Origin of the sequence: Henriciella aquimarina, from assembly GCF_002088975.1 — a bacterium.
Lineage (GTDB): Bacteria > Pseudomonadota > Alphaproteobacteria > Caulobacterales > Hyphomonadaceae > Henriciella > Henriciella aquimarina.
Map to the genome: position 1 here is coordinate 68,467 of NZ_NCST01000085.1, position 25,826 is coordinate 94,292.

The window sequence follows — 25,826 nt, forward strand, 5'->3', positions numbered from 1 at the left end:
CACGCCACTGAATCTTTTCATGAATGGTAAGCTTCGTCTTAAAGCCCGGTTAAAAAGGTAAACACGGGGCGCGGAATTCTTCAGTCTCTGGCAGGCTTCCATTTGCTGCCGGCTTTTTTTGCCTTCCTTTGACGCAAAGGGAAAGATGACGTTGACGTTCGCGTAAGGTTGAGTAATATCAAAATCATGCCAGATACAGCTTCCCTTTCCATCGCCGAGTCTCGCACCTACACGATCTCGGAACTCGCCCGCGAATTCGGTATCACGCCGCGCGCCCTCCGCTTTTATGAAGACAAGGACATGCTTCACCCGGCCCGGGACGGCATGACCCGCGTCTACTCGCATCGCGACCGCGCGCGAGTGACGATCATCGTCCGCATGAAGCGCCTCGGCCTGCCGCTCGCCGACATCCGCGAAATCCTCGACCTTTACGGCCTGGGCGACAATGAACGCGCCCAGAAGCGCAAGGCGCTCGAAAAATTCCGCAAGCAGGTGGAAGAGTTCGAGAACCAGCGCGAGGATATCGAAGTTGCCCTGACCGAACTGAAAAAGGGCATCGCATGGCTGGAAGAAGACCTCTCCAAGGTCGGCCCCTCCTCTGACCATGCAGAGAACGTGGCTGCCTATGAAGCGGTCGCCCGCAAGCAGCTCGACGACGCTTAACAGCGCACCTTGCGCCTGCAGGGCTGACAGTGTGGCGCTTCGCCTGCTAAGGCAGGCGCCGCAATATTTCATCCGAGGGGATTTCCATGCCGCGTTATGATGCGCCCGTGCGGGACATGCAGTTCATTTTTCACGATGTGCTGTCGCTGCAAAACTATTCGAATCTTGAAGGCTTCTCCGAAGCCACGCCCGACATTATCGACCAGATCCTCGAAGAGGGCGGCAAGTTCGCGAGCCAGGCGCTGTTCCCGCTCAACAAGGTGGGCGACGAACAGGGCTGCGTGCGCCATGACGATGCCTCGGTAAAAACGCCGGACGGCTTCCCCGACGCCTACAGGCAATTCTCCGAGAATGGCTGGTCGCTTCTGGCCAAGGACCCGGAAATGGGTGGCCAGGGCCTGCCCCAGATCCTGTCGACGGCGATCAGCGAGATGATGTCGTCGGCCAATATGGCCTTCGCCATGTATCCGGGCCTGACGTCTGGCGCCTATGAAGCGCTGATGGCCGGCGGCTCCGACGCGCAGAAGCAGAAATACGGGCCGAAAATGGCGTCCGGCGAATGGGCCGGCACCATGAACCTGACCGAGCCGCAATGCGGCACCGATCTCGGCCTGATCAAGACCAAGGCCGTCCCGCAGGAGGACGGCTCCTACAAGCTCACCGGCCAGAAGATCTGGATCTCCGGCGGCGAGCAGGACCTGACCGACAATATCATCCACCTTGTCCTGGCCCGCATCGAGGGCGCGCCGGAAGGCATCAAGGGCATCTCGCTCTTCGTCGTGCCGAAATACATGGTGGGCGAGGACGGCGCGCTGGGCGAACGCAATGCGGTCTCCTGTGGCGGCCTGGAAGAAAAGATGGGCATTCACGGCAACGCGACCTGCGTCATGAATTATGACGGCGCGACCGGCTGGCTCGTCGGCGAAGAGCACAAGGGCATGCGCACCATGTTCGTGATGATGAACGAGGCGCGTCTGGGTGTCGGCCTGCAGGGCCTCTCGCAAGCCGAGGTCGCCTATCAGAACGCCGCCGACTTTGCCCGCGAACGCCTGCAGAGCCGTTCGCTGACCGGCCCGAAAGCCCAGGACAAGCCGGCCGACCCGATCATCGTGCACCCGGATGTCCGGCGCATGCTGATGGACTGCAAGGCCTTCATCGAGGGCGCGCGCATGTTCACCTACTGGACCGCGCTGCATGGCGACCTGTTGCACAGATCGCCCGACGAGAAACTGAAGGAAAAGGCCGGCGACTATATGGCGCTGCTCACCCCCGTGGTGAAAGCCTATCTCACCGATCGCGGCCTGAAGGCCTGCAACGACGCCCTGCAGCTGCATGGCGGCACCGGCTTCACCAGCGAACAGGGCATCGAGCAATATGTCCGCGATGTGCGCATCACACTGATCTATGAGGGCACGAACGGCATCCAGGCGCTCGACCTGGTCGGACGCAAGCTGGCGGCGAATGGCGGGCGCGCAGTCTTCACTTTCTTTGCCGAGATCGACGATTTCATCGGCGCGAACGAGGACAATGAAGACCTCGCCGTCTTCATCGAAGGGCTGAAGGACGCCAAGGCGAAGCTGCAGGACGGCACGACCTGGCTGATGCAGAACGGCATGAGCGACTTCAACAATGCCGGCGCCGCCTCGACCGACTATCTCCACCTCTTCGGCCTGACGGCCCTCGCCTATATGTGGGCGCAGATGGCGAAGGTCGCGCTGGAGAAACGCGGCAGCGACCCCTTCTATGACGACAAACTCGTCACGGGACGCTATTATGTCAGCCGTATCCTGCCGGAAGCGGGCGCGCATCTCGCCAAGCTCAAGACCGGCGCCGAGCCGCTCATGGCGCTCGAGGCAGACCACTTCTAGGCGGGCTACCGCCGGCCTCCGGGCCGGCGGCCGCAAGGCGCTTAAAATGCTGCAACATGACGTTGCGTGAGGACTCGCGCCACAAGACGCCGAGCCTTATACATTGACGTGAACGTAAACGACAACCTGTCGAACACTCACGCCAAGGGAGATGGACCCGATGCAAAACGTCCTCGACGTACCACCGGCCAAATGGCGCCAGGATGAAGAAATTTCGATCTTTTCCGATGCCGTCGGCCAATTCTTCGAACGCGAATGCAAGCCGCATGTCGAGGACTGGCGCAAGCAGGGCTATGTGCCGCGCGAGATGTGGAAGAAGGCCGGGGAAGCCGGCCTCCTCTGCGCCTCCATGCCGGAAGAATATGGCGGCGCCGGCGGGGATTTCCGCCATGAGGCGGTGATCATCGAGCAGCAGCAATGGAAGGGCATCGACGGCTTCGGCATCACGCTGCACAACGGTATCATCGCGCCTTATATCGAGGCCTATGGCTCCGAAGAGCAGAAGAAGAAATGGCTGCCCAAGCTCGCCTCCGGCGACATGGTCGCCGCCATCGCCATGACCGAGCCGGGCACCGGCTCCGACCTGCAAGCGGTCAAGACGACCGCCAAGAAGGATGGCAATCACTATGTCATCAATGGCCAGAAGACCTTCATCTCCAACGGCCAGACCGCAAACCTGATCGTCGTCGTCACCAAGACCGATCCGAGCCAGGGCTCGAAAGGCATCTCGCTCATCGTGGTCGAGACCGACGAGGTCGAGGGTTTCGAGCGCGGCCGCAACCTGGAAAAGATCGGCCAGAAAGCCTCCGACACGTCCGAGCTTTTCTTCAACGATGTCCGCGTGCCCACCTCCAACCTGCTCGGGGCGGAAGAAGGCAAGGGCTTCGTCCAGCTGATGCAGAAACTGCCGCAGGAGCGTCACATCATCGGGCTACAAGGTGTGGCGATGATCGAGCGCGCCATCCATGAAACCGTCGAGTATGTGAAACAGCGCAAGGCGTTCGGCGGCACGATCTGGGACTTCCAGAACACGCAGTTCAAGCTCGCCGAGTGCAAGACCGAGGCGACGGTGGCGAAGGTCTTCGCCGACCACTGCACCGAGCTGCTCGTCCAGGGCAAGCTCGACGCGGCGACCGCTTCGATGTCGAAATACTGGATCTCCGATCTTCAGTGCAAGATCATCGACGAGTGCCTGCAGCTGCATGGCGGCTACGGCTATATGGACGAGTACCCGATCGGCCAGATGTATGCCGACGCCCGCGTCCAGCGCATCTATGGCGGCGCGAACGAAGTCATGAAGATGCTCATCGCCCGGACCATGTGAATTCGAATATCCCCCGAAAGGAGCCCCCGAAAATGACTGAAGCTTATGTTTATGACGCCGTGCGCACGCCGCGCGGCAAGGGCAAGGCGAGCGGCTCGCTGCACGAGATCACCTCGCTCTCGCTCGCCACACAGGCCCTGCAGGCCGTGCGCGAGCGCAACGAGCTGGACACCAACCATGTCGACGATGTCGTGCTCGGCTGCGTCTCGCCGGTGGGCGAACAGGGCGCCGACATTGCCCGCATCGCGGTGCTGAACGCCGAGTATGCCGAGACCACGGCCGGCGTGCAGGTCGACCGCTTCTGCGCCTCCGGCCTGGAAGCCTGCAACATGGCCGCGGCCAAGGTGATGACCGGCGAGGCTGACATGGCCATCGGCGGCGGCGTCGAGAGCATGTCGCGCGTGCCCATGGGCGCCTCGGGCGGGGCCTGGTCGGCCGACCCGCAGGTCGCGCTGAAGACCTATTTCGCCCCGCAGGGCATCGGGGCCGACACGATCGCCACCAAGTGGGGCTTCTCGCGCGACGATGTCGACGCTTTTGCCGTGGAATCCCAGAAGCGCGCCGCCACCGCCTGGAAGGAAGGCCGCTTCAAGAAGTCCATCGTTCCGGTGAAGGACCAGATGGGCGCGACCATTCTCGACCATGACGAACACATGCGCCCGGATGCCGACATGCAGTCGCTCGCGGGCCTCAACCCCTCCTTTGCGGGCATGGGCGGCATGGGCTTCGACGAGGTCATCAAGCAGCGCTATCCCGAGCTTGAGACCATCGACCACGTCCACCATGCCGGCAATTCGTCGGGCATCGTGGACGGCGCCTCGGCGGTCCTGTTCGGCTCGAAGGAAATGGGCGAGCGCATGGGCCTCAAGCCGCGTGCCCGCATCAAGTCCATGGCCTCCATCGGCTCCGAGCCCGGCATCATGCTGACCGGCCCGACGGCGGTGACGCGCAAGGCGCTGATGAAGGCCGGCATGGAAGTCGGCGATATCGACCTTTACGAGCTGAACGAGGCGTTCGCCTCGGTGCCGATGCTGATGATGCATCTGCTCGACATCCCGCACGACAAGATGAACGTGAATGGCGGCGCCATCGCCATGGGCCACCCGCTTGGCGCCACCGGCGGCATGCTGCTTGGCACCATGCTCGACGAGCTCGAGCGCTCCGACAAGGAGACCGCGCTGATCACACTCTGCGTCGGGGCCGGCATGGGCACCGCGACAATCATTGAACGGGTGTAAGAGAGTGCGAAAGTCCCGTGGATCCTTTCTGGCCCTCGGCCTTGGCTTCGGTCTCGCGATCGGCGCCGCCCTGGGGCAGGCCACAGGAAACTTTGCGACCGGGACATCCATGGGCGTGGCCCTTGGCATCGTTTTCGGTCTCGCACTCGGCGCGCGTAGCGCCCCCAGGAATTAACAGGATAGAAGCAAGATGAACCTCGAAACCTTCAAATTCGACATCGACGGCGATGGCATTGCGCACGCCGTCTTCGACGTGCCCGGCCGCAGCATGAACACGCTGACGGGCAAGGCTGTCGCCGATATCGTCGCCATCGCCAAGGAAGTGGCCGAGAACGACAAGATCAAGGGGCTGGTCGTCTCCTCCGGCAAGCCGAGCGGCTTCTGCGCCGGCGCCGACCTCGGCGAGATGGGCAACCGGGCCGGCTCGGCCGACGACAGCGCCAAGAGCGAGGACGAAAAGCTGAAGGAGCGCTTCGAAGGCGGCTTCACGCTGAACAAGACGCTCCGCGAGCTTGAGACCTGCGGCAAGCCGGTCGCCTGCGCGCTGAACGGCCTGGCCCTGGGCGGCGGCCTCGAAGTGGCGCTCGCCTGCCACTATCGCGTGGCCGCGAGCGACAATCCGAAACAGCAATTCGGCCTGCCGGAAGCCAAGATCGGCCTCCTGCCGGGTGCTGGCGGTACGCAGCGCCTGCCGCGCCTCGTTGGCGTTCAGGCCGCCCTGCCGCTGATCCTCCAGGGCAAGAGCTTCTCTGCCAAGGAAGGCAAGGAGATGGGCGTCATCAACGAGCTCGCGCCGGGCGCAGAGGTCGTCGACAAGGCCAAGGCCTGGGTGAAAGCCAATCCCGAAGCCAAGGCCCCGTGGGACGAGAAAGGCTTCAAGGTGCCCGGCGGTGTCGTGCACAAGAGCCCGGGCGCCGGCCAGGTCGCGACCATGTCCAACATGATGCTGGCGGCCAAGACCTATGGCAATTATCCCGCCCAGAAGAACATCCTCTCCTGCGTCTATGAAGGCCTCCAGGTGCCGATCGATGCGGGCCTTCGCATCGAGACGCGCTACTTCCTGAACACCCAGGCGCGGCCGGAAGCGAAAGCGATGATCCGCTCGCTCTTCCTGTCGACGCAGGCGCTTTCCAAGGGCGGCAACCGCCCCGAGGGCCATCCGAAGACGGAGTTCAAGAAGATCGCCGTCGTGGGCGCCGGCCTGATGGGCGCGGGCATTGCCTATGTCCAGGCCAAGGCCGGCATCCCGACCGTCCTTGTCGACGTGTCCAAGGAAAACGCCGAGAAGGGCAAGGACTATTCCCGCCGGATCGTCGAGAAGGACGTCTCGCGCGGCAAGTCCACCCAGGAGAAGGGCGACAAGCTGCTCGACCTGATCACGACGACCGACAATTATGACGACGTCAAAGGCGCCGACCTGGTGATCGAGGCCGTGTTCGAGAATGAAGAACTGAAGGCCAAGATCACCGAGCAGGCCGAAGCCGTTCTCGGCGAAGACGCCGTCTTCGGCACCAACACCTCCACCCTGCCGATCACCGGGCTGGCCAAGGCCTCGAAGCGTCCGGCGAACTTCATCGGCATCCACTTCTTCTCGCCGGTGGAGCGCATGGGCCTGGTCGAGATCATCTCCGGCAAGGAGACCTCGGAAGCCACGCTGGCCAAGGCGATCGACTATGTCCTCGCCATCCGCAAGACGCCGATCTCGGTCAATGACTCGCGCGGCTTCTACACCTCGCGCTGCTTCGGCACCTATACACGCGAAGGCATGGAAATGCTGGCCGAAGGCATCAAGCCGGCCATCATCGAGAATGTCGGGCGCCAGTCCGGCATGCCGATGGGCCCGCTGGAAGTGTCCGACTCCGTCGGGCTCGACACCGCGCTGAAGGTGACGCGGGCGACCGCCGAAGCCATGGGCGTCGACCTCCAGAAAGACGACCGCACGCAATTCCTGGCCTGGCTGGTCGACGATCAGGGCCGTGTCGGGCGCAAGGCCGGCAAGGGCTTCTACGACTATAACGAGAAGGGCAAGCCGGAACGCCTCTGGCCGGACCTCAACTCCCGCCTTGAAGTGAAGGTCGACGAGTGCCCGCCGGAGCTGAAGCAGCACCTGAAGAACCGCTTCCTGATCCGTCAGGCGATCGAGGTGGCCCGCTGCTTCGAGGAAGGCGTCATCACCGATGCGCGCGACGCCGATATCGGCTCGATCCTCGCCTGGGGCTTTGCGCCCTATACGGGCGGCTGCTGCTCCTATGTCGACCTGATCTGGGGCATCAAACCCTTCGTGGAAGAGGCCGAGAAACTCGCCGCGAAATATGGCGAGCGCTTTGAAGTGCCGCAGCTCCTCAAGGACATGGCGGCGAAGGGCGAAGGGTTCTATGACCGCTTCCCGCCCGCAGATGCCAAGCAGCCTGTCGCTGCCTAAAATCTGCAATATCCATTACAGAGCCGGGGATTTTCGTCCCCGGCTTTTTTGTATTTCATGTATAAACCGAAAATTGAAATAATATGTGATCGGACCTTGCCTTGGCCGGGGTCGGGTTTGGCATCACGGTGCCGTTGCAAATACAATAACCGGCTGGGCGCGGTGCATTTCATCACACTTTTTTGGCGACCAGCCCAACCGGAGGGCAAGACGCATGGCCAGACCTGCTGGCGTAAGAAATACCGATTATGAAGAAAAGCGGGCCGCCCTGGTCAATCGCCTGACAGACTATCTCCTGAGTGACGACATCCAGCTGCCCTCCTTCAGGCAGCTCGCCATCGCCGCGGAGACATCCCAACCCACGCTCAACCACTATTTCGGCGGCCGGACAGGGGCGATCATCGCCGTCATCGAGGAGCTTGCCAACCGCTCGACCGCCACACGCGACCGCCTCCGGCTGCCGGCCGAGACCGTCTCCGAAGCCGTCGACCAGTACACCACCATCGCCATCCAGCTCGGCAAGGACAATGCCTATCTCAACAGCCATGTCCTCTCGATCCGCGAAGGCATGACCGACCCGCGCATTTTCGAGGCGTACAATACCCTGCTGGTCGAGCCGGGTGTGGCGGCCATTGCCGAACGGCTCGTGCACTCCAAGGGCGGGCCGGCCAATTATGGCTCCGCCCTGACGGCCGCGCATATGCTGATGTCATCGTCGATGTTCATGGCCCTGCGCAAGAAGCTGCTCGGCACGGTGACGGTGGATATCCAGCGCGAGATCACCCTGATCGGCAACTGGCTGAAGCATGGCATGCTGAACGATCCGGATGGCGCGAATCTGGCCTGACGGGCGCGGGCGGCAAAGGCCTTCCGGCATTCTAGGTAGTCTCCCGTATCGCTCCCGGCGCGGCCATATTTCATATGGGCATCAGGACAGTAGACCGGAGTTTATCGAATGGCTTTCAAACGGATCGTGTTGAGACTGGCGCGCAACCCTGACTTTCCGAACGGGGATGCCGAGCGCGGTTACATACTGAAAGCGCCACTGACGGCCGGCGGGGAGCTGGACCTGGACGAATGGCGCGAGCACCGTCAGGAAGCCGTCGTCATCCGCTTCGATCCGGACCCGGACGAACGCGCCGATGGCTGGCTCACCCATCGCGGCAGCCACTGGTTTTTCCATTATGACGAAGACCATGAAGGCCCCGATGAGCCGACCTACCGGCTGGGCGATCACAAATTTGCCGTCGGCGAATACATCACCGTCTCGCATCATGACGGGGACGCTCTAACCTACAAGGTCACGGATGTCGTGGACGCCTGAACCGTAGGACCCGACAGCAAAAAGGCCGCAGCAATTTGCTGCGGCCTTTCTTCATGAGGGTTATGTCGGCCGGCCTTAGCTTTGCGTGACCGGCGACAGCAGGATCTCCACGCGGCGGTTGGCTGCGCGTCCGGCCTCTGTCTCGTTTGAGGCAACCGGCTGGGTCTCACCCATGCCAGTGGCACGGATCCGCATCGGCTGGACGCCTTGGCCTTGCAGGTAGTTCGCAACCGAATTCGCACGGCGCTCCGACAGGCGCATATTGTAGTCGTCCGGGCCATCCGAGGACGCGTGGCCGACAACGTCAACCGTCGTGCGCGGATACTCGACCAGGGTCGACGCGACATCATTCAGCGCCGGATAGAATTCCGGCTTCAGCTGCGCACTGTCGACCGAGAAGGTCACGCTTGACGGCATGGTCAGCGCGATCTGGTCGCCCTGGCGCTGCACCTGGATATCGGTGCCCTGCGTGCGGCGGCGAAGCTCGGCTTCCTGACGGTCCATATAGGTGCCGACGGCACCGCCAGCGAGCGCACCGAGGGCTGCGCCGATTGCGGCGTTCCGGCCATCGTCGCCACCGGCCAGCGTGCCGAGAGCGGCACCGGCCAGCGCGCCGCCGCCTGCGCCATAGGCCTGACGTTCGCTGAGGCCGCTCTGGCAGGCGGTCGTAAACATCATCGCTGCGGCAGCAACGCCGATCATCGTCTTTTTCATCTCGGGATCTCCTCGTTTTGTCTGTCCCGGGATTAGCGGGAACAGTGTTTGAACGTCGGCTGAACGGCTTCGTTCCAGACCATCCGGAGCCAACGGCCCTGACATATCACGTTTTATTTTGGGGTGCGCGGGCCCCAATTCTGACAATTGGGTCATGTTTCCGTCGCCCCGGGCCCCATGCGGCCGCTTGCCAGTTGACGCCCGCCTCCGGGCCGACTAGCTCCGGCGCCTGATCCCTTGGAACCGATTTCCAGCCCCTGCCCGGCGTTCGACCCGCCGGCCATGGCGAAACGGAGGAAGACGTGGCACGCAATCGCAAGAAAAAGGGCCTGCCGGTGCATGGTTGGCTGAATGTCGACAAGCCGGTGGACATCACCTCGACGCAGGTCGTCGGCATGCTGAAACGCCTGTTCAATGCCCAGAAGGTCGGCCATGGCGGCACGCTCGACCCACTGGCCGACGGCATCCTGCCCATCGCCTTCGGGGAAGCCACCAAGACCGTGCAGTGGGCGATGGATGCCGACAAGGAATATGTCTTCACCGTCGAATGGGGCCGCACCACCGATACTCTCGACGGCGAAGGCGAGGTCATCCGCACCTCCGAGACCCGGCCCGACCGGGCCGATATCGAAGCCGCCCTGGAGGGCTTCGAGGGCGAGATCGACCAGGTGCCGCCGAAATATTCCGCCATCAAGGTGGACGGCGAGCGCGCCTATGACCTTGCCCGCGACGGCGAGGAGTTCGAGATCCCGTCGCGCCGTGTCTTCGTCCATGAAGCGCGCCTGATCGAGATGCCCGACGAAGACCATGCGACCTTCCATGTCCGCTCGGGCAAGGGCTTCTATGTCCGCGCGCTGGCCCGCGACCTCGCCGGGACACTCGGCTGCGACGGGCATGTCTCGAAGCTGCGCCGCATCCGTGTCGGCGTCATGCATGAGGACGATGCGGTAAAACTCGCCGACCTTGAGGCCATGGAAGACCGCGAGGCCCGGCTCGCCACGCTGCTGCCGGTCGAGGAAGTGCTCGACGATGTGCCCGACGTGGAGATTTCCGACGAGGATGCCGCCGCGATCCGTCAGGGCCGCGAGGTCATGCTGATGCCGCATGTGGTCGAGCGCTGGCGCACCGAGAAAAATCCGGACCCGGACGACCGGCTCGCGCTTGCCATGGCCGGAGACACTGCCGTCGCCATGGGCGAGGTCCGCGCCGGACGCTTCCAGCCGGTGCGCGTTTTTCAGATGTAAGCGCGCGAAACTGCGCGGTCTGTATCCAACTGTCGCAAATCGTTATCGCTGCAGCGGCTGCACGGCTTGATCGCACCGGCGGCAGGGGCCATGTGCCCAAGCCTGCATGGAGGCGATAAATGCATAGCGGCCAGATCGCACACCCGGCCCCAGAGACCGAAGACCGGCTCGTCCACCAGCTCGAGAGAGATGGCTATGCCGTCCTGCCGGCGGCCGACTGCATCGCCCTGCTCGGCGGGCGTGAGCGTCTCGCCGACGCCATCCCGGCCTTCCGGCAAAGCTGGGACGACCTGCCGCTCGACCCCTATATGGCCGATGGCGGCCGCTACCGCCGGCGCCGCCATGCGGTGATGAGCGCCGCTGCGAATGGCGGGCCTGTCCGGCTAGAGCCCTATCGCCCACACTTTCAGACCCGGCACTACAATCCGGTGAATGGCGGCATCGAGCGCCATTTCGAGGAAATCCGCCGCGAGACGCTGGAGAACAGGGCTGGCGCCGGCCTGCTCGATCTCGGCGCGCGCGTCTTCAGCGCTGCGGCCCCGCAGACCGGCTGGGAGATCGAAGTCCACCAGTTCCGCATCGAGGCGGGCGCGGAGGGCGGCCAGCCGACGCCGGAAGGCATGCACCGCGACGGCGTCGACTTCGTCCTGATGAGCCTGATCGCGCGCGAGGGCGTCAGCGGCGGGGAAAGCCTGATCGAGGACAATGCCGGCCACCCGCTGACGCGCTTTACGCTGACCGCGCCGTTCGACACCGCGCTGGTCGACGACCGGCGGCTGCGCCACGGGGTCAGCTGCATCCTGCCGGCCGTCCCGCTGACGCGCGGCCACCGCGACATGCTGGTCGTCACCTTCCGGCGCACCGACTGAGACACCCCGCTGACGGCGATCCCGGCCATTCATGCGAGGCCCGGAGATCTGTTATGCATAACCTTTCTGATTGCGCGGCGTTTTGACCGGGCGGGCCCTCTCCCATCTCTGCCCTGCGAACAGACAGACAGAAGGACAAAAGGCTATGACCGAGAAACTCTTCACCCCCGTCGCCCTGGGCGACCTTACCCTTCCCAACCGCGTGGTCATGTCCCCGCTGACCCGTAACCGGGCCAGGCCGGACGGCGACGTGCCGCAGGAAATGAATGCCGAATACTACGCCCAGCGCGCTGGCGCCGGCCTCATCATCACAGAGGCGACGCAGATCTCGCCGGAGGGCAAGGGCTATGCCTGGACGCCGGGCATCTATAGCGAGGAACAGGTCGAGGGCTGGAAGCTTGTCACCGATGCCGTTCACCGCAAGGGCGGGCGCATCGCCGCCCAGATCTGGCATGTCGGGCGCATCTCCCACACCTCCCTGCAGCCGGACGGCCAGGCGCCCGTCGCCCCGTCGGCCATCGCGGCCAAATCCCGGACCTTTGACGGCGAGAGCTTCGTGGAGACCTCCACGCCGCGTGCGCTGGAGACCGACGAGATCCCGCGCCTGGTCGAGGATTTCCGAAAGGCCGCCGAGAACGCCAAGAAGGCCGGCTTCGACGCTGTCGAGATCCACGGCGCGAATGGCTATCTGATCGACCAGTTCCTGCGCGACAGCTCCAACAAGCGCACCGACCAGTATGGCGGCTCGGTGGAAAACCGCACGCGCCTGCTGAAAGAGGTGGTCGAGGCCGTGACCAGCGTCTGGGACCCGAAAAAGGTCGGCATCCGCTTCGGCCCGTACTCCAACGCCAATGACGTCTCCGACAGCGATCCGCTGGCGCTCTTCTCGCGCGCCTATGACATCGCCGAAGAGGCCGGACTCGGCTTTCTCGACATCATCGAGGGCCAGACCGGCGGGGAACGCGACGCGCCGGAAGACGGGCTTGCCGAACTGCGCAAGCATTTCAGCGGGCTTTATATCGCCAATAATGGCTATACCCGCGAGCTTGCCATCGAACGCGTCGAGGCGGGCAAGGCCGATGCCGTGGCTTTCGGCCGCCCCTACATTTCCAATCCGGATCTGGTCGAACGCCTGAAGCAGGATGCCCCGCTCAATGAGCTGGACAAGGAAAACCTCTATGGCGGCCGCGAAAAGGGCTATACCGACTATCCCACGCTGGAAGAGCAGAAGACCGGCGCCTGAGGCCTATTTCCGGGCGAGATAGACCGTCTGGGTAAACGGCTTGTCCTGGAGCGGGTTGTGGAAGGTGACCGGCTCGCTCCAGGCCTCTGAGAAGACGCTGGCGAGGCGCGCGATGAAGGCCGCGTCGGCGCCGGCGTCCGACCAGAGGCCCATCACGCCGCCGGGCTTCAAATGGCGGGCGAGCTTTTCCAGCCCCTCTTCAGAATAGAAACTGCCGCTGCGCTGATCGAGCAGCCAGTCCGGCGTGTGGTCGATATCGATGAGGATGGCATCCTTCGGCGCGCCGAAGCCTTCTTCCGATGCCGCCATGGCGAAGAAATCGCCCTCGCGCACGGTGCAGCGGCTGTCAGCGGCAAGCGGCGGATCGAGCGGGATGAGGCCCTTCTCGTGCCACTCGATGACGGGACCGAGCAACTCGACCACCTCCAGCGTGCCGACGCGCTTGTCGGCCAGCACGGCAGCAGCGGTATAGCCAAGGCCAAGCCCGCCGACGACCACGTCCCAGCCACGCTCGGTGGCCTCGCCCAGGGCCGCCAGCCCGCGCTCGGCGAGTGCGACTTCGGAGGCGGTGAACAGGCTCGACATCAGATGCTCGTCGCCGAGCATCACCTCCCACACATCGGTGTCGAGCGACAGGATGCGGCGGCGGCGCAAACTGATGGCCCCGATATCGGTGACCTGATAGTCCAGTTCCTCGAACAAGCGGCTCATGGCCCCTCCTGGTGTCTCGTCTGCGCAGGATGCGCGGAGCATGGCCTAAGCGCTCGGCTGGCCATGCGAAAGCCCTGCAGCCAAGATCGCACTGCGCCCCTTTCCTTTCGGGCCCAAATGTGCGATGTGCGCGCCCTTGAGGCGAGCGTCTTGGGCTCATCCGGCTGGACGACATCCCGGTCGATTGTCCCCATCGCCCTCCCCAAGGAACCACCCTTTAAAACAGGGTACAATCGAAACGGCCCGCAAAGGGCCAGAACCAAGAGAGTATTCACGATGTCGATCACGGCAGAAAAGAAGTCCGAACTGATCAAGAAATTCGCCCAGACAGACGGCGATACCGGGTCCCCGGAAGTCCAGGTTGCGATCCTTACGGAGCGCATCAACAACCTGACCGAGCACTTCCAGACCAACAAGAAAGACCACCATTCGCGCCGCGGCCTGCTCAACCTGGTCGCCACGCGCCGGAAACTCCTCGATTATCTGAGGGGCAAGAACGAGGGCCGCTACAAGGCTCTCATCGAAGAGCTGGGGATCCGCCGCTAGGGTCCTGGCCACCACCAAGCCCGCCGGACATAGGGTCCTGGCGGGCTTTACGTATGTACAGAGAAAGAACCGCTTATGTTTGACAAGCAAACCGTGTCGCTGGAATGGGCCGGCCGCACGTTGACGATCGAGACGGGCCGTGTCGCTCGTCAGGCTGACGGGGCCGTCCTCGTCACTTACGGGGACACCACCGTCCTCGCCACGGCGACCTATCGCAAGGAAGCCAAGCCTGGGCAGGACTTCTTCCCGCTCACGGTCAACTATCAGGAAAAATACTACGCATCGGGCCGTATCCCGGGTGGCTTCTTCAAGCGTGAAGGCCGTCCGACGGAAAAAGAGACGCTGACCTCGCGCCTTATCGACCGCCCGATCCGCCCGCTTTTCGTCGATGGCTTCAAGAATGAAGTCCAGGTCGTCCTGACGGCGATCTCCTATGACCTCGAAAACGATCCCGATATCATCGGCATGATCGGCGCCTCTGCTGCGCTCGTGCTGTCCGGCGCCCCCTTCATGGGGCCGATCGGCGCCGCCCGCGTCGGCTACAAGGATGGCGACTATCTCATCAACCCGACCGCCGACGACATGGAAGAGTCCGATCTTGACCTCGTTGTCGCCGGGACCGCTGACGCCGTCATGATGGTCGAGTCGGAAGCAAATGAGCTCGCCGAAGACGTCATGCTGGGCGCGGTCATGGCCGGCCACGAAGCCATGCAGCCGGTGATCGACGCGATCATCAAGCTGGCCGAGAAGGCCGCCAAGGAACCGTTCGAGTTCGAAGCCGAAGACCTTTCGGGCGAACTCAAGTCCATTCAGGACCTCGTCGGCTCCGACCTCTCGGCTGCCTATCAGATCACCGAGAAGCTCGCCCGCCAGGAAGCTGTCGGCGCGGCCCGCGAAAAGGCGGCCGAAGCCCTCGTCGCGACCGAGGAAAAGCCCGAAGGCATGGACGAGTCGGTCTTCAAGGCCGCCTTCAAGAAAGCCGAAGCCAAGGTTGTTCGCGGCGACATCATCAAGACCGGCAAGCGTATCGATGGCCGGTCGCTCGATCAGGTTCGCCCGATCGTCGCCGAAGCCGGCTTCCTGCCGCGCACGCATGGTTCCGCGCTCTTCACCCGCGGTGAAACGCAGGCCATCTGTGTGGCCACGCTCGGCACCTCCGACGATGAGCAGTTCATCGACGGGCTGGGCGGCACGCACAAAGAAAAGTTCATGCTGCACTACAACTTCCCGCCCTACTCGGTCGGTGAGACGGGCCGTATGGGCGGCGCCGGCCGCCGCGAGATCGGTCACGGCAAGCTGGCATGGCGTGCGCTGCGCGCGGTTCTGCCGAAAGCTGAGGACTTCCCGTACACGATCCGCCTCGTCTCCGAGATCACCGAGTCCAACGGCTCGTCCTCGATGGCGACGGTCTGTGGCTGTGCGCTGGCCATGATGGATGCCGGCGTGCCGATCTCGCGTCCGGTGTCCGGCATCGCGATGGGCCTCATCAAGGATGAAGACGGTGTTGCCGTTCTTTCCGATATCCTGGGTGACGAAGACCATCTCGGCGACATGGACTTCAAGGTCGCCGGCACCGAAACCGGTGTCACCTCGCTCCAGATGGACATCAAGATCGCAGGCATCACCAAAGACATCATGCAAACGGCTCTCGACCAGGCCAAGGGCGGCCGCGCCCACATCCTGGGCGAGATGAACAAGGCCCTTGCAGAGTCTCGCGGTGAGCTGTCGGCCAACGCGCCGCAGATGGAAATCGTCAACATCCCGGTCGACAAGATCCGCGACGTGATCGGCTCGGGCGGCAAGGTCATCCGTGACATCGTCGACACGACGGGCGCCAAGCTCAATGTGGAAGACGACGGCACGATCCAGATCTCGGCGCTCGACCGGGAATCCATCGACGCCGCCAAGAAGCGTATCCGCGAACTGACCGCCGAGCCGGAAGCCGGCGAGATCTATGAAGGCACGGTCGTGTCGATCAAGGATTTCGGCGCCTTCGTGAACTTCTTCGGCCCGAAGGACGGCCTGGTCCACGTGTCGCAAATGGCAGACGAGCGCATCGGCCACCCGAAAGACCTCGTCAAGGAAGGCGACAAGGTCTGGGTCAAGCTGATGGGCTTCGACGACCGCGGCAAGGTCCGCCTGTCGATGAAAGCCGTCGACCAGGAGACCGGCAAGGACAAGGAAGCCGAAGCGGCCGAATAGGCCTGCTCACTTCCATTGAAGACCACGGAAAGGGCCGCACGCGTTGCGGCCCTTTTTCTTTGCCCTGCGCCGGCTTCAAACCCGTCATTTCCGGCCCTGAAACTGTAATAAACCCGCCATCCGCATGCTGATCCGGCCCTTATTTTCATTACGCATCCGTAATGGAAAACGGCTGAAGCTGTAATTGTGACGGACTCATTCCGTATACGCACAAAATATTTGTTGCGCTGCAGCGCAAGAATTTCGTTGACACATAACTGTCATATTTCAAATGATGACAACCATGTTACACTTTTATGACAAAAAACGTGCCGCCTCCCTGCTGGCCCTTGCGGCAGCTGGTGGCGCTCTCGCCGCCCTTCCCGCCGCCGCTGGCGGCGCTTGCGACCTCTCCGATGGCTATGGCGAAACCCTGGTTTCTTATGTCGATGAGGTGGATGCCTGCCTCAGCCAGACCGACGCCTTTGCAAGCGACACCGAAGACGCCGTCTACGCGCTGACCAATGCCGCGCGCGAACAAGCCGGCGTCGCCCCGCTGCAGCGCCGCGACACGCTCGACAAGGCCGCCCGCGCCCACGCCCTCGACATGGCCGAACGCAACTATGCCGGCCATACCGACCTGGAAGGCCGCGGCCACACCTATCGCATGCGCGCCATCGACCGGCAGGTGCTGGCGAGTTCGACCGGCGCCAATGTCGTCATCCTCGACGCGGATGCCAACGCCGAAGCGGTCTATGACACGATCCGCTCGGATGCCGCCAACCGGGAAAACCTGACGCGCAGCGGCTTCACCGATACCGGCCTCGGCATCGCGCGCAGCGGCGACCGGCTTTACGTCGTGCAGATGCTCGCCACCGTGGACGGGGAGCTCGAAACTCCGCTCCCTTTGCAGATCTCGGACGCGACCAGCTTCAGCCCGCGGATTAATCAGGAGATGTTCCGTCCCGCCGGGTGGAATCTGACGGACGCTTCCGGCAACCGGCTCGCCGGTGGCAAGATGATGCGCATGCCGGCCAGCAGCCTGGAGAGCACCGATAGCGGCTATCTCGACGTGCTCGTCGAACTCGACACCGACACCTATGTGCTGAGGGGCCCGATCGTCAGCCCGCGCTGACCCGCAATTCTCCATCGTCCCACGCATGACAGGCGGGCGCTCCCGGACGGGGCGCCCGCCTGATCGTTGGGCTTTGACCATGAAGCGCAGTAAATGCCGCGCCGGGCGGGTTTCCTGCTCGCGCGGAAGCGTCTAGATCAGCCGGCATGGCCAGCGCAGCTTCTTCCTACCTCATCGCCATGTCCGGCGGCTCGGGCTCCGGCAAGTCGACCCTTGCCGAGGCCCTCATCGACTCCCTCGGGCCGGAAAAGGCCGTGATCTTCCATGAAGACGGCTACTACCATCCGATGCGCCATTACGGGCCCTGCGACACGCAGGAACAGCGCGACGCCATCATCGCCCAGGTCAATTATGACGACCCGGCCTCGAAGGACACCAACCATCTCGTCAATGACATCGCCGCGCTGAAGGCCGGCCACGCCATCGACCAGCCGGTCTATGACTATGACCGCCACGACCGCGCCGAGCGGACCCACCGCATCGAGCCGACGCCGGTCATCATCCTGGAAGGCATCCATGCCCTGTCCATCCCGGCCCTGCGCCCGCTGATCGATCTGTCCATCTATGTCGATACCCCCGACGATCTGCGGCTCGCCCGCCGGATCCGGCGCGATGTGGTCGAGCGCGGGCGCCATGTCGAAAGCGTCCTCAGCCAGTATCTCGATACGGTGCGCGCCTCGCATTACCGCCACACCCACCCGGCCAAGTTCGAGGCCGACCTCGTCATCGCCGATGAGGGGCTGCCAGCCTATGGCAATGTCACGCCCAGCGGCGCGGCCATCGAGCGGATGCTGGCGCCGGTGATGTCGCGCCTGCAGGCGGCGGGCGTGGTCTAGCCCCGCTTCAGTGCGGCGACCGCGTCTGAAACCGACGTCTCGCCATCGGTCAGCTCGAAAATCTCCTGGCGGATGTCCGGCGCGTCGATCAGGGCGGCGATGAAGGCAGCGACATTACCGCGTGCGACATTGCCATAAGGCAGGGCGCGACCGGCGCTGACTTTGCCGTCGCCATCCGCATGCTGCAGCGTGCCGGGGCGGATGATGACATAGTCGAGCCCGCTTGCCGCGAGCGCGGCATCGGCGCGCTTCTTCTCCTGCATATAATGCTCGAAGCCCTCGCTTGTCTCGCGCGTGCGCCCGGCTTCGGGGAAAGCCGAGACGAGATAGATGCGCTTCAGGCCCGTGCGCCGTGCCGCCTCGATCAGCTTCAGCGGACCGTCGCCATCGATGGCCGTCGTGCGGTCCCAGCCGCTGCCGGCCGCACCCGCGGAGAAGACCGCAACGTCTGAGCCTTTCAGCATCTGTTCCAGCTCGTCGACGCCGAGCTCCATGATGTCGCCCAGCGCCGGCAGGACGCCCGCCTCGCGCAGCGTGTCGGCCTGCTCCGGCTTGCGGTGCAGCCCGGTCACCGAATGGCCGCGTGCGATCAGCATGGGCACAAGCCGATGGCCGATGCCGCCGGTCGCGCCGATCAGGAAGATGTCGGACATGGGAAAGCTCCTTTAAGCCAGTCTACCCAGCCAAGATGGGAGCCCGTACCGTCCTCTGCCAGAGCCCCGGCCCCGTCTTTCACGAGGCCGGGGTGGCATGGCTAGCGGTTGTCATATTCCGCCCGCACCAGCTCCAGCCCTCGGCGCGTGATGCGGTATGGCCCGCCGCCCTTCGAGGCGATGGTCCGGCGGCGTTTGAGCTTGCGGAAGAGATATTCGTCGAGGCCCGGATAGCGCCAGCCGTCGCGGCTGAAGCAGTAAAGCTCGGCGAGTTTCTTTCCACGGCGAACGGTTTCGATATGCCCGCCCTGGGCGAGCAGGTGGAGGATGCGCTGTTCGGCGCGTGAGATATCCATTGTTGTCTGGTCCGGAGATAGACGCCGGATGAACCTGTCATCCCGGCGCACAAAAACGGTCTCGGCCACAAGGTGTGGCCGGGCGTCGCTTTTGTCGGCCTGCCTCGCCGGATCGGCGCTTGCGGCAGGCCCCCTACCGGGACTCTGACAGATGAAAAGTCATAAACACTCCGTTGGAGCGGTTATATTGGGAAGGTTCGGCCCAGCGTCAATACAGGGCCCGGAGACGGCCTAGTCCGCCCGCGTCTCGAAAAGGGCAGCGGTATGGCCTGGCAGCTCCGGCCCGCCGGGCGCGCCATGACTGGGCACGACCATGACCGCATCGGGATAGGCCGTCAGGAGGTTGGTCGCCGCCTGCGGCCAGTAAGCCATGTCGGCATCATTGGTGTTGCCGAGCGTGTCGCTTTCGGCCGGGCGCACCAGGCAGCCGCCGAAGAGGATGCGGCTTTGCGGGTCATAGACGGTGATGTTGTCGCGCGTGTGCCCACCGCCCGGATAAAGGACTTCCAGACCGTCCAGATCGGCCGTGTCGCCGGGGTCGGACAGCTCCAGCGAATGCTCGGCCGGGGTGAGGCCCACAGAGGGCGCCAGCCGGTTGGAGAGTGCATTGGCATAGGTCTCGATGCCGCGATCCCGCACGGCCTGCACCCCGCCCATCTTGTCGGAATGGGCATGGGTGAACACCGCCGCCTCGACCGGCTTGCCAAGCGTGGTTTGCACCCAGTCGAGGATCTCGGCGGTCTGGTCATCATTCCAGCCGGTATCGACCAGCACGCTATGGTCGCCGCGCACGACAATCAGGCCATGCGAGAGCACCGGGCCATAGCCCTCGACGGTCTCGTAGCTGGTATGCATCCAGACGCCGGGGGCGAGCTGTTCGAATTCGACGGCGCCCGGCGCGTCCGCGGCGGCCTCATGGCTGGCACAAGCTGAAAGCAGGAGAAAAGCCAGGCCCGCTGCAAGCCGCCACGGCATGGCGCGTCAGTCCTCCGGCAGGTCGGGTACGCCGACCACGTGGAAGCCGGCATCGACGTGCATGACTTCCCCGGCGATGGACTGGCCGAGATCGGACAGCAGGTAGAGCGCAGCGCCGGCGACGCCTTCCATCTTGGTGTCTTCCTTGAGCAGCGACCAGTCGCGCCCGGTGCCCATCAGCGACTTGCCGCCCCGGATGCCAGCGAGGGAGAGCGTGCGCATGGCGCCCGCCGAGATGGCGTTGACGCGGATGCCCTGCTGGCCGAGGTCGCGCGCGGCATAGCGCGTCGAGGCTTCGAGCGCGGCCTTGGCGACGCCCATGACGTTATAGGACGGAACGGTGCGTTCGGCACCGAGATAGGTCATGCAGATGATCGACCCGCCATCCGGCATCAGTTCGGCGCCGCGGCGGGCGGCGTCGATGAAGGAAAAAACCGAGATATCCATCGCGCGGCGGAAGCCTTCGCGCGTCGTGTTCTCGACCATGGAGCCCTGCAGCTCGTCCTTGCCGGCAAAGGCGATGGAGTGGACGAGGAAGTCGATCTTGCCCCACTTCTCCTTCACCGCGGCGAAGGCGGCATCCATGCTGGCATCGTCGGTGACGTCGGCGGGGACCATGAAGTCCATGCCGATGGACTCGACCAGCGGGCGCACCCGGCGTTCCAAGCTTTCGCCCTGATAGGTGAAGGCGATTTCCGCGCCCTGCGCGGCCAGCTGTTTCGAGATGCCCCAGGCAATCGAATTCTGGTTGGCAACGCCCATGACGATGCCGCGCTTGCCCTTCATCAGCTCGCCTGCCGGCATGTTCCAGTCGTCGGCCATGATCGCTCACTCCCTGATGGTGAATATGGTTTCTCAGCCTTTCGGGCTAGGCGTGCCCGCGCGCGCCGTCAACCACGCTTGGCGCCTGCAGCGACGGAAACGGCGGCGTTGATCTGTTGGCGGCGGAGCCTGCCTCAGCGGCCCGGAATGCCGGTCTCGCCTTCCAGCACGTTCTTCAGACCGACCTTCATGTCGAGCGCGGTGTAGACATGCTCGTCATCGACATAGACGCGGCCGTCCGCGATGCCGAGATTGAGCTTGCCGCGGCGCACGCGCTTCATGTCGATGACATAACGCACGAGCTTGTTGTCAGGCGTGATCTCGCCGGTGAACTTCACCTCGCCGACGCCGAGCGCGCGGCCCTTGCCGGGCGAGCCGGACCAGCCGAGCCAGTAGCCGACCGCCTGCCACATCGCATCGAGGCCGAGGCAACCGGGCATGACCGGGTCGCCGGGGAAGTGGCACTGGAAGAACCAGAGGTCGGGGGTGATGTCGAGTTCGCCGATGACGCTGCCCTTGCCGAATTCGCCGCCGTCCAGCGTGATCTCGGTGATCCGGTCCATCATCAGCATGGGCGGAACCGGCAACTGCGCATTGCCCGGGCCGAACAGCTGGCCGTGGCCTGAAACGAGGAGGTCTTCCTTGCTGTAGGAGGACTTTGGCGTGTGGTAATCGTGCGGTGAACTCATATCCAACCCTGACGTTAGATTCGTCGGAAAACTGGGCATGAGCCTGCCCGAAGCCGGATTGTCAAGCAAACAGGGCGGGCAGCTGCCTTGCAGGGACGACGGCTAAAGCCCGTCGGTGCGCGTTTCAACACCCCAGAGATCGGCCTGCTCGACCCAGCCCTTGAAGCGGTCAGCCTTGATGCGGCACCAGGCCTCCTCGCATTCGGTCAGCTCGGCGACGACGCCGGCCTGGACCGAGGCGATGCCGCGCGACAGCTCGTTCGGGCGCTTGCGCAGGACGGCTTTGGTGAGCAGCAGCGCATGGCGCGAATCACTCAGCATGCGGGTCTGTACCCAGGTCTCGTCGCCATCGGCATCGCGGATCTGCGACCAGCCGCGCGTCTCCTTGACGACCAGGACCGGCATGCCCTGACGCTCATAGCGCCAGACGATCTCATGATCCTTGGACGGACCGCGCCGGCCATGCACCGCCGAATAGCGCAGCGACTCGAAACGCGGCACCGGTTTGCCGGAGAACTGGCTGATGCGCACAGGCTCGGGATCGGCCTCTGCGGTTGCAAAGGCAGAGCCAGTCAGGATAAGGCAAGCCCATAAAAGCGAGCAGACAAGAAACTTCATGACGCCATGATGGCGCGAGCGGGTGAATCGCCGGTAAAGCGCACCTGCATCGTCTCGCGGATTGGCGATCCGGGAATGCTCTGCTATGCGAAATGGCAGGAAAGGAAACGTCAATGACCGCAGAGCGGCTGAAGGTGATCGTGACCCGGCGTCTGCCGGACCCTGTCGAAATCCGTCTGAAGGAACTGTTCGACACGGAACTGAATGAAACCGATGTCCCCTTCTCGGACGCACAGATGATCGACGCGGTGAAGCGCGCTGACGTCCTCGTGCCGACCGTGACGGACAGCATCGATGCGCGCCTGCTGGCCCAGGCCGGCCCGCAACTGCGCCACATCGCCCAGTTCGGGGCCGGGGTCGACAATCTCGATATCGAGAGCGCCGTCCAGCGCGGCATTACCGTCACCAACACGCCGGGCGTGCTGACCGACGACACCGCCGATGTGACCATGGCGCTGATCCTGGCTGTACCGCGCCGCCTGCATGAAGGCATCAAGCTGATGGAAGCCGGCAAGTTCGATGGCTGGGCACCGACCTGGATGCTCGGCCGGCGCCTCTCGGGCAAGCGCCTCGGCATTATCGGCATGGGCCGCATCGGCCAGGCCGTCGCCCGCCGCGCGCGCGCCTTCGGGCTGCAGATCCATTATCACAACCGCAAGCCGGTAAACCGCCAGATCAGCGACGAGCTGCAGGCGACCTACTGGGAAAGCCTCGACCAGATGCTGGCGCGCATGGACATCATCTCGGTCAACTGCCCGCACACCCCCGCAACCTTCCACCTGCTCAATGCCCGGCGCATCGAGCTGATCAAGCCCGAAGCCTTCATTGTGAACACCGCCCGCGGCGAGGTGATCGACGAAGCCGCGCTCGCCCGCGCGCTGAAGGCCGGCAAGATTGCCGGCGCCGGCCTCGACGTCTTCGAACGCGAGCCGATGGTGAACCCGGAGCTGGTCGGCCTGTCGAACGTCCTGCTGCTGCCGCATATGGGCTCGGCCACGATCGAGGGCCGTATCGAGATGGGCGAAAAGGTCATCATCAACATCAAGACCTTCGCCGACGGCCACAAGCCGCCGGACCGGGTCATCCCGGCCATTCTGTAGGCAAAGAAAAAGCCCGGCATCTCTGCCGGGCTTTTCGTTTCGAAAGCAGCGCTTCGCGTCGCAGTGTCTAGTGCACGCTGACGGGCTTCATTTCGTGAGCGCGGGCGGCTGCAAAGGCAGCGTCGCGGCCCTCGACAATCGCCAGCTGCTGACCTTCGCCGTTCGAGAGCACGAAGAGCGAGTCACGGTCTTCGACCGTCTGCAGCGCTTCATCGGGCAGGTCGGCGAGCTCGTTTTCCGCGATCCGGCGGATGTACACCAGATCCTTTGCCGAAAACAGCTTCACAGCTTGGGTTTCAAGGTCTGTCGTCATGGCATGCTCCTTCCTTTCAAAGACAGGACCACGACATCGTACCCGGCAGAAGCCCCAACTTGGCGGCAGCTCCTCTTTTGCCGCCGGGCATCGTGTCATGACTATATTTGGTGTCTGAACAGGCCCGGTTCAAGCCAGATCCATGGCAAGACCAAGGCATTTGGGGCCCTGGAAGAGCGGGGATGAATAGCTGTTCAGACTGGTGCCTGTCAGTCGAACTCCTCGGTAATGATATCGGATTCCGGCACGCCGATATCCAGAAGCGCCCCGGAAATATCGTCCAGCATCGCATCCGGCCCGCAGACATAGCACTTGCCCTTGCCGGGCGTGATGCGGGCGGCGAGCAGGTCGCGGTCGATCTGGCCGGTGTGCACGCTGGCATCCTTCTGGTCGGTCACCGTGAAGTATGTGCTGAGGCCCGGCATCTTCTCGAAGGCGTCACGCAGGATGATGTCATCCTCGGTCTTGTTGGAGAAGATCAGCTCGGACCCTTCCAGCGTGCCTTCGCGGGCGAGCCGCTGGCGCAGGATGGCGATGAAGGGCGTCACCCCGGCGCCGCCGGCGATGAACCAGCCCGGCCCCTGGTCGTGAATGGCGCCCCACGGCTCGTCGGCCAGCACCGTGTCGCCGGGCTTGAGATCGGCCAGGCGCTTGGTGAGCCCGTCATGCTCGACATAGGTCTTGATGGTGAATTCCAGAAAGCCTTCGTCAGGCAGGCTGGTCGGCGTGAAGGGGTGCTTGTCATCGCGCCAGCCATCGCGGTCGAGCCCGATATCGAAAGCCTGCCCCGGCGTGTAGGCAAGGCCCGACGGCTTGTCGAACCTGTAGCGGTTCACGTCATGGGTCACAGTCTCGATCGACTGAAGCGTCAGCGTATGGGGCATTTGTCTCTCCATTGATTACGGAGGGAGAAACGCGGGCTGCCGAATGGCTGTTCCGGCCGGCCGGGCCCGAACAGGCCTGATTTATTCTATGGCGGGTATTGAGAGGAGCAGCCCTGAGCCCGTTTCAGGTGAGCGGCAAACCCGCGAAACGGAAACAAAACCCAAAACAGCCCTGAGCGCGATCCATCGCGAAACGCGAGGAAGCGGGGATCTGAACAAAAAAAGTCCCCTGGCGGGGCATTTCATCCTGATTTTCGGGAAGCCCCTGCCGGGGCATTCATTTCCTGTTTTTGATTCACTGGATCAAAAATTTTGCGAAGCAAACCGGAAAACCGGAAATGAATGGTGGAGCCTAGCGGGATCGAACCGCTGACCTCCTGCATGCCATGCAGGCGCTCTCCCAGCTGAGCTAAGGCCCCAATTCACCGGAGACGCGTGAGTTATAGTCTCACGGCCTCCTGATCAAGTCCATTTATCAGGACTTCTTGTCGTCGTCCTCACCGTCGTCTTCTTCGCCGGTGTCATCGTCGTCATCATCGTCCTCGTCGTCGAGGTCGAGATCATCCTCGCCGAGGTCGATATCGTCTTCCTCGAGATCGAAATCCTCTTCCTCGTCATCGAGGTCGATGTCGTCTTCATCATCGTCGTCGTCATCGTCGAGGCCGTCCTCGTTGAAGCCCGCCGGCACCTTGCCCGGAGCGGCTTCTTCATCGTCCTCGTCGTCGCCGCCTTCAAGGACGACTTCATCGGCGTCGGAGCCGAGTTCGCGGGAGGTTTCGTCCTCCTCCTCGTCATCGTCCTCGGTATCGTCGCTGTCGTCCTCCTCATCGGAGTCATCGGCGTCAGCGGCGGCCGCCTTCTTCTTCTTGCGCTTGGTCTGCTCTTCCTCGAGGTCGTCTTCCTCGTCGTCCTTGGGAACCGAACTTTTCGCGCGCTTCGCCTTGAGCTTCGCGCTTGCCGAGCGGATTTCGTCGTCTTCCGGATCGAATTCCGTCTTGCATTTCGGGCAAACGGCTGGGCGCTTGTTCAGGTCGTAGAACTTGGCTTCGCAGCTTGGGCAAATCTGTTTTGTACCAAGATCGGGATCGGCCATCGGTG

The 25,826-nt window shown here is 63.5% G+C and carries 27 protein-coding genes and 1 tRNA gene; 16 read left to right on the forward strand and 12 right to left on the reverse strand.

Annotation, left to right across the window (positions count from 1 at the left end; genetic code table 11):
- Positions 1 to 186: 186 nt before the first annotated feature.
- From B8784_RS13915 to B8784_RS13945, 7 genes are all read left to right on the forward strand, one after another.
- Complete coding sequence (locus tag B8784_RS13915; protein WP_084398548.1) at positions 187 to 663, forward strand: MerR family transcriptional regulator; 477 nt, start codon at positions 187 to 189, stop codon at positions 661 to 663.
- 86 nt (positions 664 to 749) lie between these two features.
- Positions 750 to 2,531: an acyl-CoA dehydrogenase C-terminal domain-containing protein gene (locus B8784_RS13920; protein WP_084398549.1), complete on the forward strand. Its 1,782-nt coding sequence runs from the start codon at positions 750 to 752 to the stop codon at positions 2,529 to 2,531.
- 160 nt (positions 2,532 to 2,691) lie between these two features.
- Positions 2,692 to 3,855: an acyl-CoA dehydrogenase family protein gene (locus tag B8784_RS13925; RefSeq protein ID WP_143435494.1), complete on the forward strand. Its 1,164-nt coding sequence runs from the start codon at positions 2,692 to 2,694 to the stop codon at positions 3,853 to 3,855.
- 32 nt (positions 3,856 to 3,887) lie between these two features.
- Positions 3,888 to 5,093, forward strand: a complete 1,206-nt coding sequence (locus tag B8784_RS13930) for an acetyl-CoA C-acetyltransferase (protein WP_084398551.1) — start codon at positions 3,888 to 3,890, stop codon at positions 5,091 to 5,093.
- A gap of 190 nt (positions 5,094 to 5,283) precedes the next feature.
- Positions 5,284 to 7,515 (forward strand): 3-hydroxyacyl-CoA dehydrogenase NAD-binding domain-containing protein, encoded by a 2,232-nt coding sequence (locus B8784_RS13935; RefSeq protein WP_084398552.1) that lies wholly within the window; start codon positions 5,284 to 5,286, stop codon positions 7,513 to 7,515.
- 214 nt (positions 7,516 to 7,729) lie between these two features.
- Entirely contained in the window at positions 7,730 to 8,362 is a 633-nt protein-coding gene (locus B8784_RS13940; RefSeq protein ID WP_084398553.1) for a hypothetical protein, read from the forward strand.
- Between the two features lie 108 nt (positions 8,363 to 8,470).
- Entirely contained in the window at positions 8,471 to 8,839 is a 369-nt protein-coding gene (locus tag B8784_RS13945; RefSeq protein WP_084398554.1) for a hypothetical protein, read from the forward strand.
- A gap of 75 nt (positions 8,840 to 8,914) precedes the next feature.
- Here B8784_RS13945 and B8784_RS22085 read toward each other — a convergent pair whose 3' ends face one another.
- A complete protein-coding gene (locus B8784_RS22085; RefSeq protein WP_084398555.1) occupies positions 8,915 to 9,553 on the reverse strand; it encodes an OmpA family protein in 639 nt (212 codons plus the stop codon).
- A gap of 302 nt (positions 9,554 to 9,855) precedes the next feature.
- On the opposite strand from B8784_RS22085, the gene truB reads away from it, so the two are divergent.
- The 3 genes from truB (at position 9,856) to B8784_RS13965 (ending at position 12,909) form a co-directional block, all read left to right on the forward strand.
- On the forward strand, positions 9,856 to 10,797 hold the full coding sequence (gene truB, locus B8784_RS13955) for a tRNA pseudouridine(55) synthase TruB (RefSeq protein ID WP_084398556.1): 942 nt from the start codon (positions 9,856 to 9,858) through the stop codon (positions 10,795 to 10,797).
- Positions 10,798 to 10,916: 119 nt separating this feature from the next.
- Positions 10,917 to 11,666, forward strand: coding sequence for a 2OG-Fe dioxygenase family protein (locus tag B8784_RS13960; RefSeq protein ID WP_084398557.1), 750 nt, complete (start codon positions 10,917 to 10,919; stop codon positions 11,664 to 11,666).
- A 145-nt stretch (positions 11,667 to 11,811) separates the two neighbouring features.
- Positions 11,812 to 12,909, forward strand: coding sequence for an alkene reductase (locus tag B8784_RS13965; protein ID WP_084398558.1), 1,098 nt, complete (start codon positions 11,812 to 11,814; stop codon positions 12,907 to 12,909).
- Between the two features lie 3 nt (positions 12,910 to 12,912).
- Here B8784_RS13965 and B8784_RS13970 read toward each other — a convergent pair whose 3' ends face one another.
- On the reverse strand, positions 12,913 to 13,620 hold the full coding sequence (locus B8784_RS13970; protein ID WP_084398559.1) for a polyamine aminopropyltransferase: 708 nt from the start codon (positions 13,618 to 13,620) through the stop codon (positions 12,913 to 12,915).
- A gap of 276 nt (positions 13,621 to 13,896) precedes the next feature.
- On the opposite strand from B8784_RS13970, the gene rpsO reads away from it, so the two are divergent.
- The 4 genes from rpsO to udk all read left to right on the forward strand — a co-directional run bounded on the left by rpsO (position 13,897) and on the right by udk (position 18,318).
- On the forward strand, positions 13,897 to 14,166 hold the full coding sequence (rpsO, locus tag B8784_RS13975; RefSeq protein WP_084398560.1) for a 30S ribosomal protein S15: 270 nt from the start codon (positions 13,897 to 13,899) through the stop codon (positions 14,164 to 14,166).
- Positions 14,167 to 14,241: 75 nt separating this feature from the next.
- On the forward strand, positions 14,242 to 16,368 hold the full coding sequence (pnp, locus tag B8784_RS13980; protein ID WP_084398561.1) for a polyribonucleotide nucleotidyltransferase: 2,127 nt from the start codon (positions 14,242 to 14,244) through the stop codon (positions 16,366 to 16,368).
- Between the two features lie 283 nt (positions 16,369 to 16,651).
- Positions 16,652 to 17,482, forward strand: a complete 831-nt coding sequence (locus B8784_RS13985; protein ID WP_158085688.1) for a CAP domain-containing protein — start codon at positions 16,652 to 16,654, stop codon at positions 17,480 to 17,482.
- A 146-nt stretch (positions 17,483 to 17,628) separates the two neighbouring features.
- Positions 17,629 to 18,318, forward strand: coding sequence for a uridine kinase (gene udk, locus B8784_RS13990; RefSeq protein ID WP_084398563.1), 690 nt, complete (start codon positions 17,629 to 17,631; stop codon positions 18,316 to 18,318).
- Here the strand turns inward: udk and B8784_RS13995 are convergent.
- The 6 genes from B8784_RS13995 to B8784_RS14020 form a co-directional block, all read right to left on the reverse strand.
- Entirely contained in the window at positions 18,315 to 18,971 is a 657-nt protein-coding gene (locus B8784_RS13995) for an SDR family oxidoreductase (protein ID WP_084398564.1), read from the reverse strand. The two genes, udk and B8784_RS13995, sit on opposite strands and share 4 nt — an antisense overlap.
- Before the next feature lie 101 nt (positions 18,972 to 19,072).
- The gene (locus tag B8784_RS14000; RefSeq protein ID WP_084398565.1) at positions 19,073 to 19,327 is read right to left on the reverse strand and encodes a YjhX family toxin; all 255 of its coding nucleotides are present in this window, start codon (positions 19,325 to 19,327) and stop codon (positions 19,073 to 19,075) included.
- A 231-nt stretch (positions 19,328 to 19,558) separates the two neighbouring features.
- On the reverse strand, positions 19,559 to 20,302 hold the full coding sequence (gene bla, locus B8784_RS14005) for a subclass B1 metallo-beta-lactamase (protein ID WP_084398566.1): 744 nt from the start codon (positions 20,300 to 20,302) through the stop codon (positions 19,559 to 19,561).
- Positions 20,303 to 20,308: 6 nt separating this feature from the next.
- Entirely contained in the window at positions 20,309 to 21,124 is an 816-nt protein-coding gene (locus B8784_RS14010; protein WP_084398567.1) for an enoyl-ACP reductase FabI, read from the reverse strand.
- Between the two features lie 134 nt (positions 21,125 to 21,258).
- Complete coding sequence (gene fabA, locus B8784_RS14015; protein ID WP_084398568.1) at positions 21,259 to 21,813, reverse strand: bifunctional 3-hydroxydecanoyl-ACP dehydratase/trans-2-decenoyl-ACP isomerase; 555 nt, start codon at positions 21,811 to 21,813, stop codon at positions 21,259 to 21,261.
- Positions 21,814 to 21,915: 102 nt separating this feature from the next.
- Positions 21,916 to 22,431, reverse strand: coding sequence for an SH3 domain-containing protein (locus B8784_RS14020; RefSeq protein ID WP_084398569.1), 516 nt, complete (start codon positions 22,429 to 22,431; stop codon positions 21,916 to 21,918).
- 113 nt (positions 22,432 to 22,544) lie between these two features.
- Here B8784_RS14020 and B8784_RS14025 point away from each other — a divergent pair, with 113 nt between their 5' ends.
- Positions 22,545 to 23,531, forward strand: coding sequence for a 2-hydroxyacid dehydrogenase (locus B8784_RS14025; RefSeq protein ID WP_084398570.1), 987 nt, complete (start codon positions 22,545 to 22,547; stop codon positions 23,529 to 23,531).
- A 67-nt stretch (positions 23,532 to 23,598) separates the two neighbouring features.
- Here the strand turns inward: B8784_RS14025 and B8784_RS14030 are convergent, their stop codons facing one another.
- Together B8784_RS14030 and B8784_RS14035 are read right to left on the reverse strand one after the other, a co-directional pair.
- Positions 23,599 to 23,844, reverse strand: a complete 246-nt coding sequence (locus B8784_RS14030; protein ID WP_158085689.1) for a DUF1150 family protein — start codon at positions 23,842 to 23,844, stop codon at positions 23,599 to 23,601.
- Between the two features lie 209 nt (positions 23,845 to 24,053).
- The gene (locus B8784_RS14035; RefSeq protein ID WP_084398572.1) at positions 24,054 to 24,728 is read right to left on the reverse strand and encodes an FAD-binding oxidoreductase; all 675 of its coding nucleotides are present in this window, start codon (positions 24,726 to 24,728) and stop codon (positions 24,054 to 24,056) included.
- Between the two features lie 43 nt (positions 24,729 to 24,771).
- Here B8784_RS14035 and B8784_RS21355 point away from each other — a divergent pair, with 43 nt between their 5' ends.
- Positions 24,772 to 25,101 carry a hypothetical protein gene (locus tag B8784_RS21355; protein ID WP_143435497.1) on the forward strand — a complete coding sequence of 110 codons (330 nt, stop codon included), beginning with the start codon at positions 24,772 to 24,774 and terminating at the stop codon, positions 25,099 to 25,101.
- Here B8784_RS21355 and B8784_RS14040 read toward each other — a convergent pair.
- Together B8784_RS14040 and B8784_RS14045 are read right to left on the reverse strand one after the other, a co-directional pair.
- Positions 25,072 to 25,147: transfer RNA gene (locus tag B8784_RS14040), tRNA-Ala, on the reverse strand. The genes B8784_RS21355 and B8784_RS14040 overlap by 30 nt on opposite strands.
- 56 nt (positions 25,148 to 25,203) lie before the next feature.
- On the reverse strand, positions 25,204 to 25,821 hold the full coding sequence (locus tag B8784_RS14045) for a TIGR02300 family protein (protein ID WP_084398573.1): 618 nt from the start codon (positions 25,819 to 25,821) through the stop codon (positions 25,204 to 25,206).
- Positions 25,822 to 25,826 lie beyond the last annotated feature (5 nt).

Excerpts from the sequence above, each read along its gene's own strand:
- B8784_RS13915 (WP_084398548.1), top strand. The coding sequence starts at position 187 with ATGCCAGATACAGCTTCCCTTTCCATCGCCGAGTCTCGCACCTACACG.
- B8784_RS13920 (WP_084398549.1), top strand. The coding sequence starts at position 750 with ATGCCGCGTTATGATGCGCCCGTGCGGGACATGCAGTTCATTTTTCAC.
- B8784_RS13925 (WP_143435494.1), top strand. The coding sequence starts at position 2,692 with ATGCAAAACGTCCTCGACGTACCACCGGCCAAATGGCGCCAGGATGAA.
- B8784_RS13930 (WP_084398551.1), top strand. The coding sequence starts at position 3,888 with ATGACTGAAGCTTATGTTTATGACGCCGTGCGCACGCCGCGCGGCAAG.
- B8784_RS13935 (WP_084398552.1), top strand. The coding sequence starts at position 5,284 with ATGAACCTCGAAACCTTCAAATTCGACATCGACGGCGATGGCATTGCG.
- B8784_RS13940 (WP_084398553.1), top strand. The coding sequence starts at position 7,730 with ATGGCCAGACCTGCTGGCGTAAGAAATACCGATTATGAAGAAAAGCGG.
- B8784_RS13945 (WP_084398554.1), top strand. The coding sequence starts at position 8,471 with ATGGCTTTCAAACGGATCGTGTTGAGACTGGCGCGCAACCCTGACTTT.
- B8784_RS22085 (WP_084398555.1), bottom strand. The coding sequence starts at position 9,553 with ATGAAAAAGACGATGATCGGCGTTGCTGCCGCAGCGATGATGTTTACG.
- B8784_RS13960 (WP_084398557.1), top strand. The coding sequence starts at position 10,917 with ATGCATAGCGGCCAGATCGCACACCCGGCCCCAGAGACCGAAGACCGG.
- B8784_RS13965 (WP_084398558.1), top strand. The coding sequence starts at position 11,812 with ATGACCGAGAAACTCTTCACCCCCGTCGCCCTGGGCGACCTTACCCTT.
- B8784_RS13970 (WP_084398559.1), bottom strand. The coding sequence starts at position 13,620 with ATGAGCCGCTTGTTCGAGGAACTGGACTATCAGGTCACCGATATCGGG.
- rpsO (WP_084398560.1), top strand. The coding sequence starts at position 13,897 with ATGTCGATCACGGCAGAAAAGAAGTCCGAACTGATCAAGAAATTCGCC.
- pnp (WP_084398561.1), top strand. The coding sequence starts at position 14,242 with ATGTTTGACAAGCAAACCGTGTCGCTGGAATGGGCCGGCCGCACGTTG.
- B8784_RS13985 (WP_158085688.1), top strand. The coding sequence starts at position 16,652 with ATGTTACACTTTTATGACAAAAAACGTGCCGCCTCCCTGCTGGCCCTT.
- udk (WP_084398563.1), top strand. The coding sequence starts at position 17,629 with ATGGCCAGCGCAGCTTCTTCCTACCTCATCGCCATGTCCGGCGGCTCG.
- B8784_RS13995 (WP_084398564.1), bottom strand. The coding sequence starts at position 18,971 with ATGTCCGACATCTTCCTGATCGGCGCGACCGGCGGCATCGGCCATCGG.
- B8784_RS14000 (WP_084398565.1), bottom strand. The coding sequence starts at position 19,327 with ATGGATATCTCACGCGCCGAACAGCGCATCCTCCACCTGCTCGCCCAG.
- bla (WP_084398566.1), bottom strand. The coding sequence starts at position 20,302 with ATGCCGTGGCGGCTTGCAGCGGGCCTGGCTTTTCTCCTGCTTTCAGCT.
- B8784_RS14010 (WP_084398567.1), bottom strand. The coding sequence starts at position 21,124 with ATGGCCGACGACTGGAACATGCCGGCAGGCGAGCTGATGAAGGGCAAG.
- fabA (WP_084398568.1), bottom strand. The coding sequence starts at position 21,813 with ATGAGTTCACCGCACGATTACCACACGCCAAAGTCCTCCTACAGCAAG.
- B8784_RS14020 (WP_084398569.1), bottom strand. The coding sequence starts at position 22,431 with ATGAAGTTTCTTGTCTGCTCGCTTTTATGGGCTTGCCTTATCCTGACT.
- B8784_RS14025 (WP_084398570.1), top strand. The coding sequence starts at position 22,545 with ATGACCGCAGAGCGGCTGAAGGTGATCGTGACCCGGCGTCTGCCGGAC.
- B8784_RS14030 (WP_158085689.1), bottom strand. The coding sequence starts at position 23,844 with ATGACGACAGACCTTGAAACCCAAGCTGTGAAGCTGTTTTCGGCAAAG.
- B8784_RS14035 (WP_084398572.1), bottom strand. The coding sequence starts at position 24,728 with ATGCCCCATACGCTGACGCTTCAGTCGATCGAGACTGTGACCCATGAC.
- B8784_RS21355 (WP_143435497.1), top strand. The coding sequence starts at position 24,772 with ATGGCTGTTCCGGCCGGCCGGGCCCGAACAGGCCTGATTTATTCTATG.
- B8784_RS14045 (WP_084398573.1), bottom strand. The coding sequence starts at position 25,821 with ATGGCCGATCCCGATCTTGGTACAAAACAGATTTGCCCAAGCTGCGAA.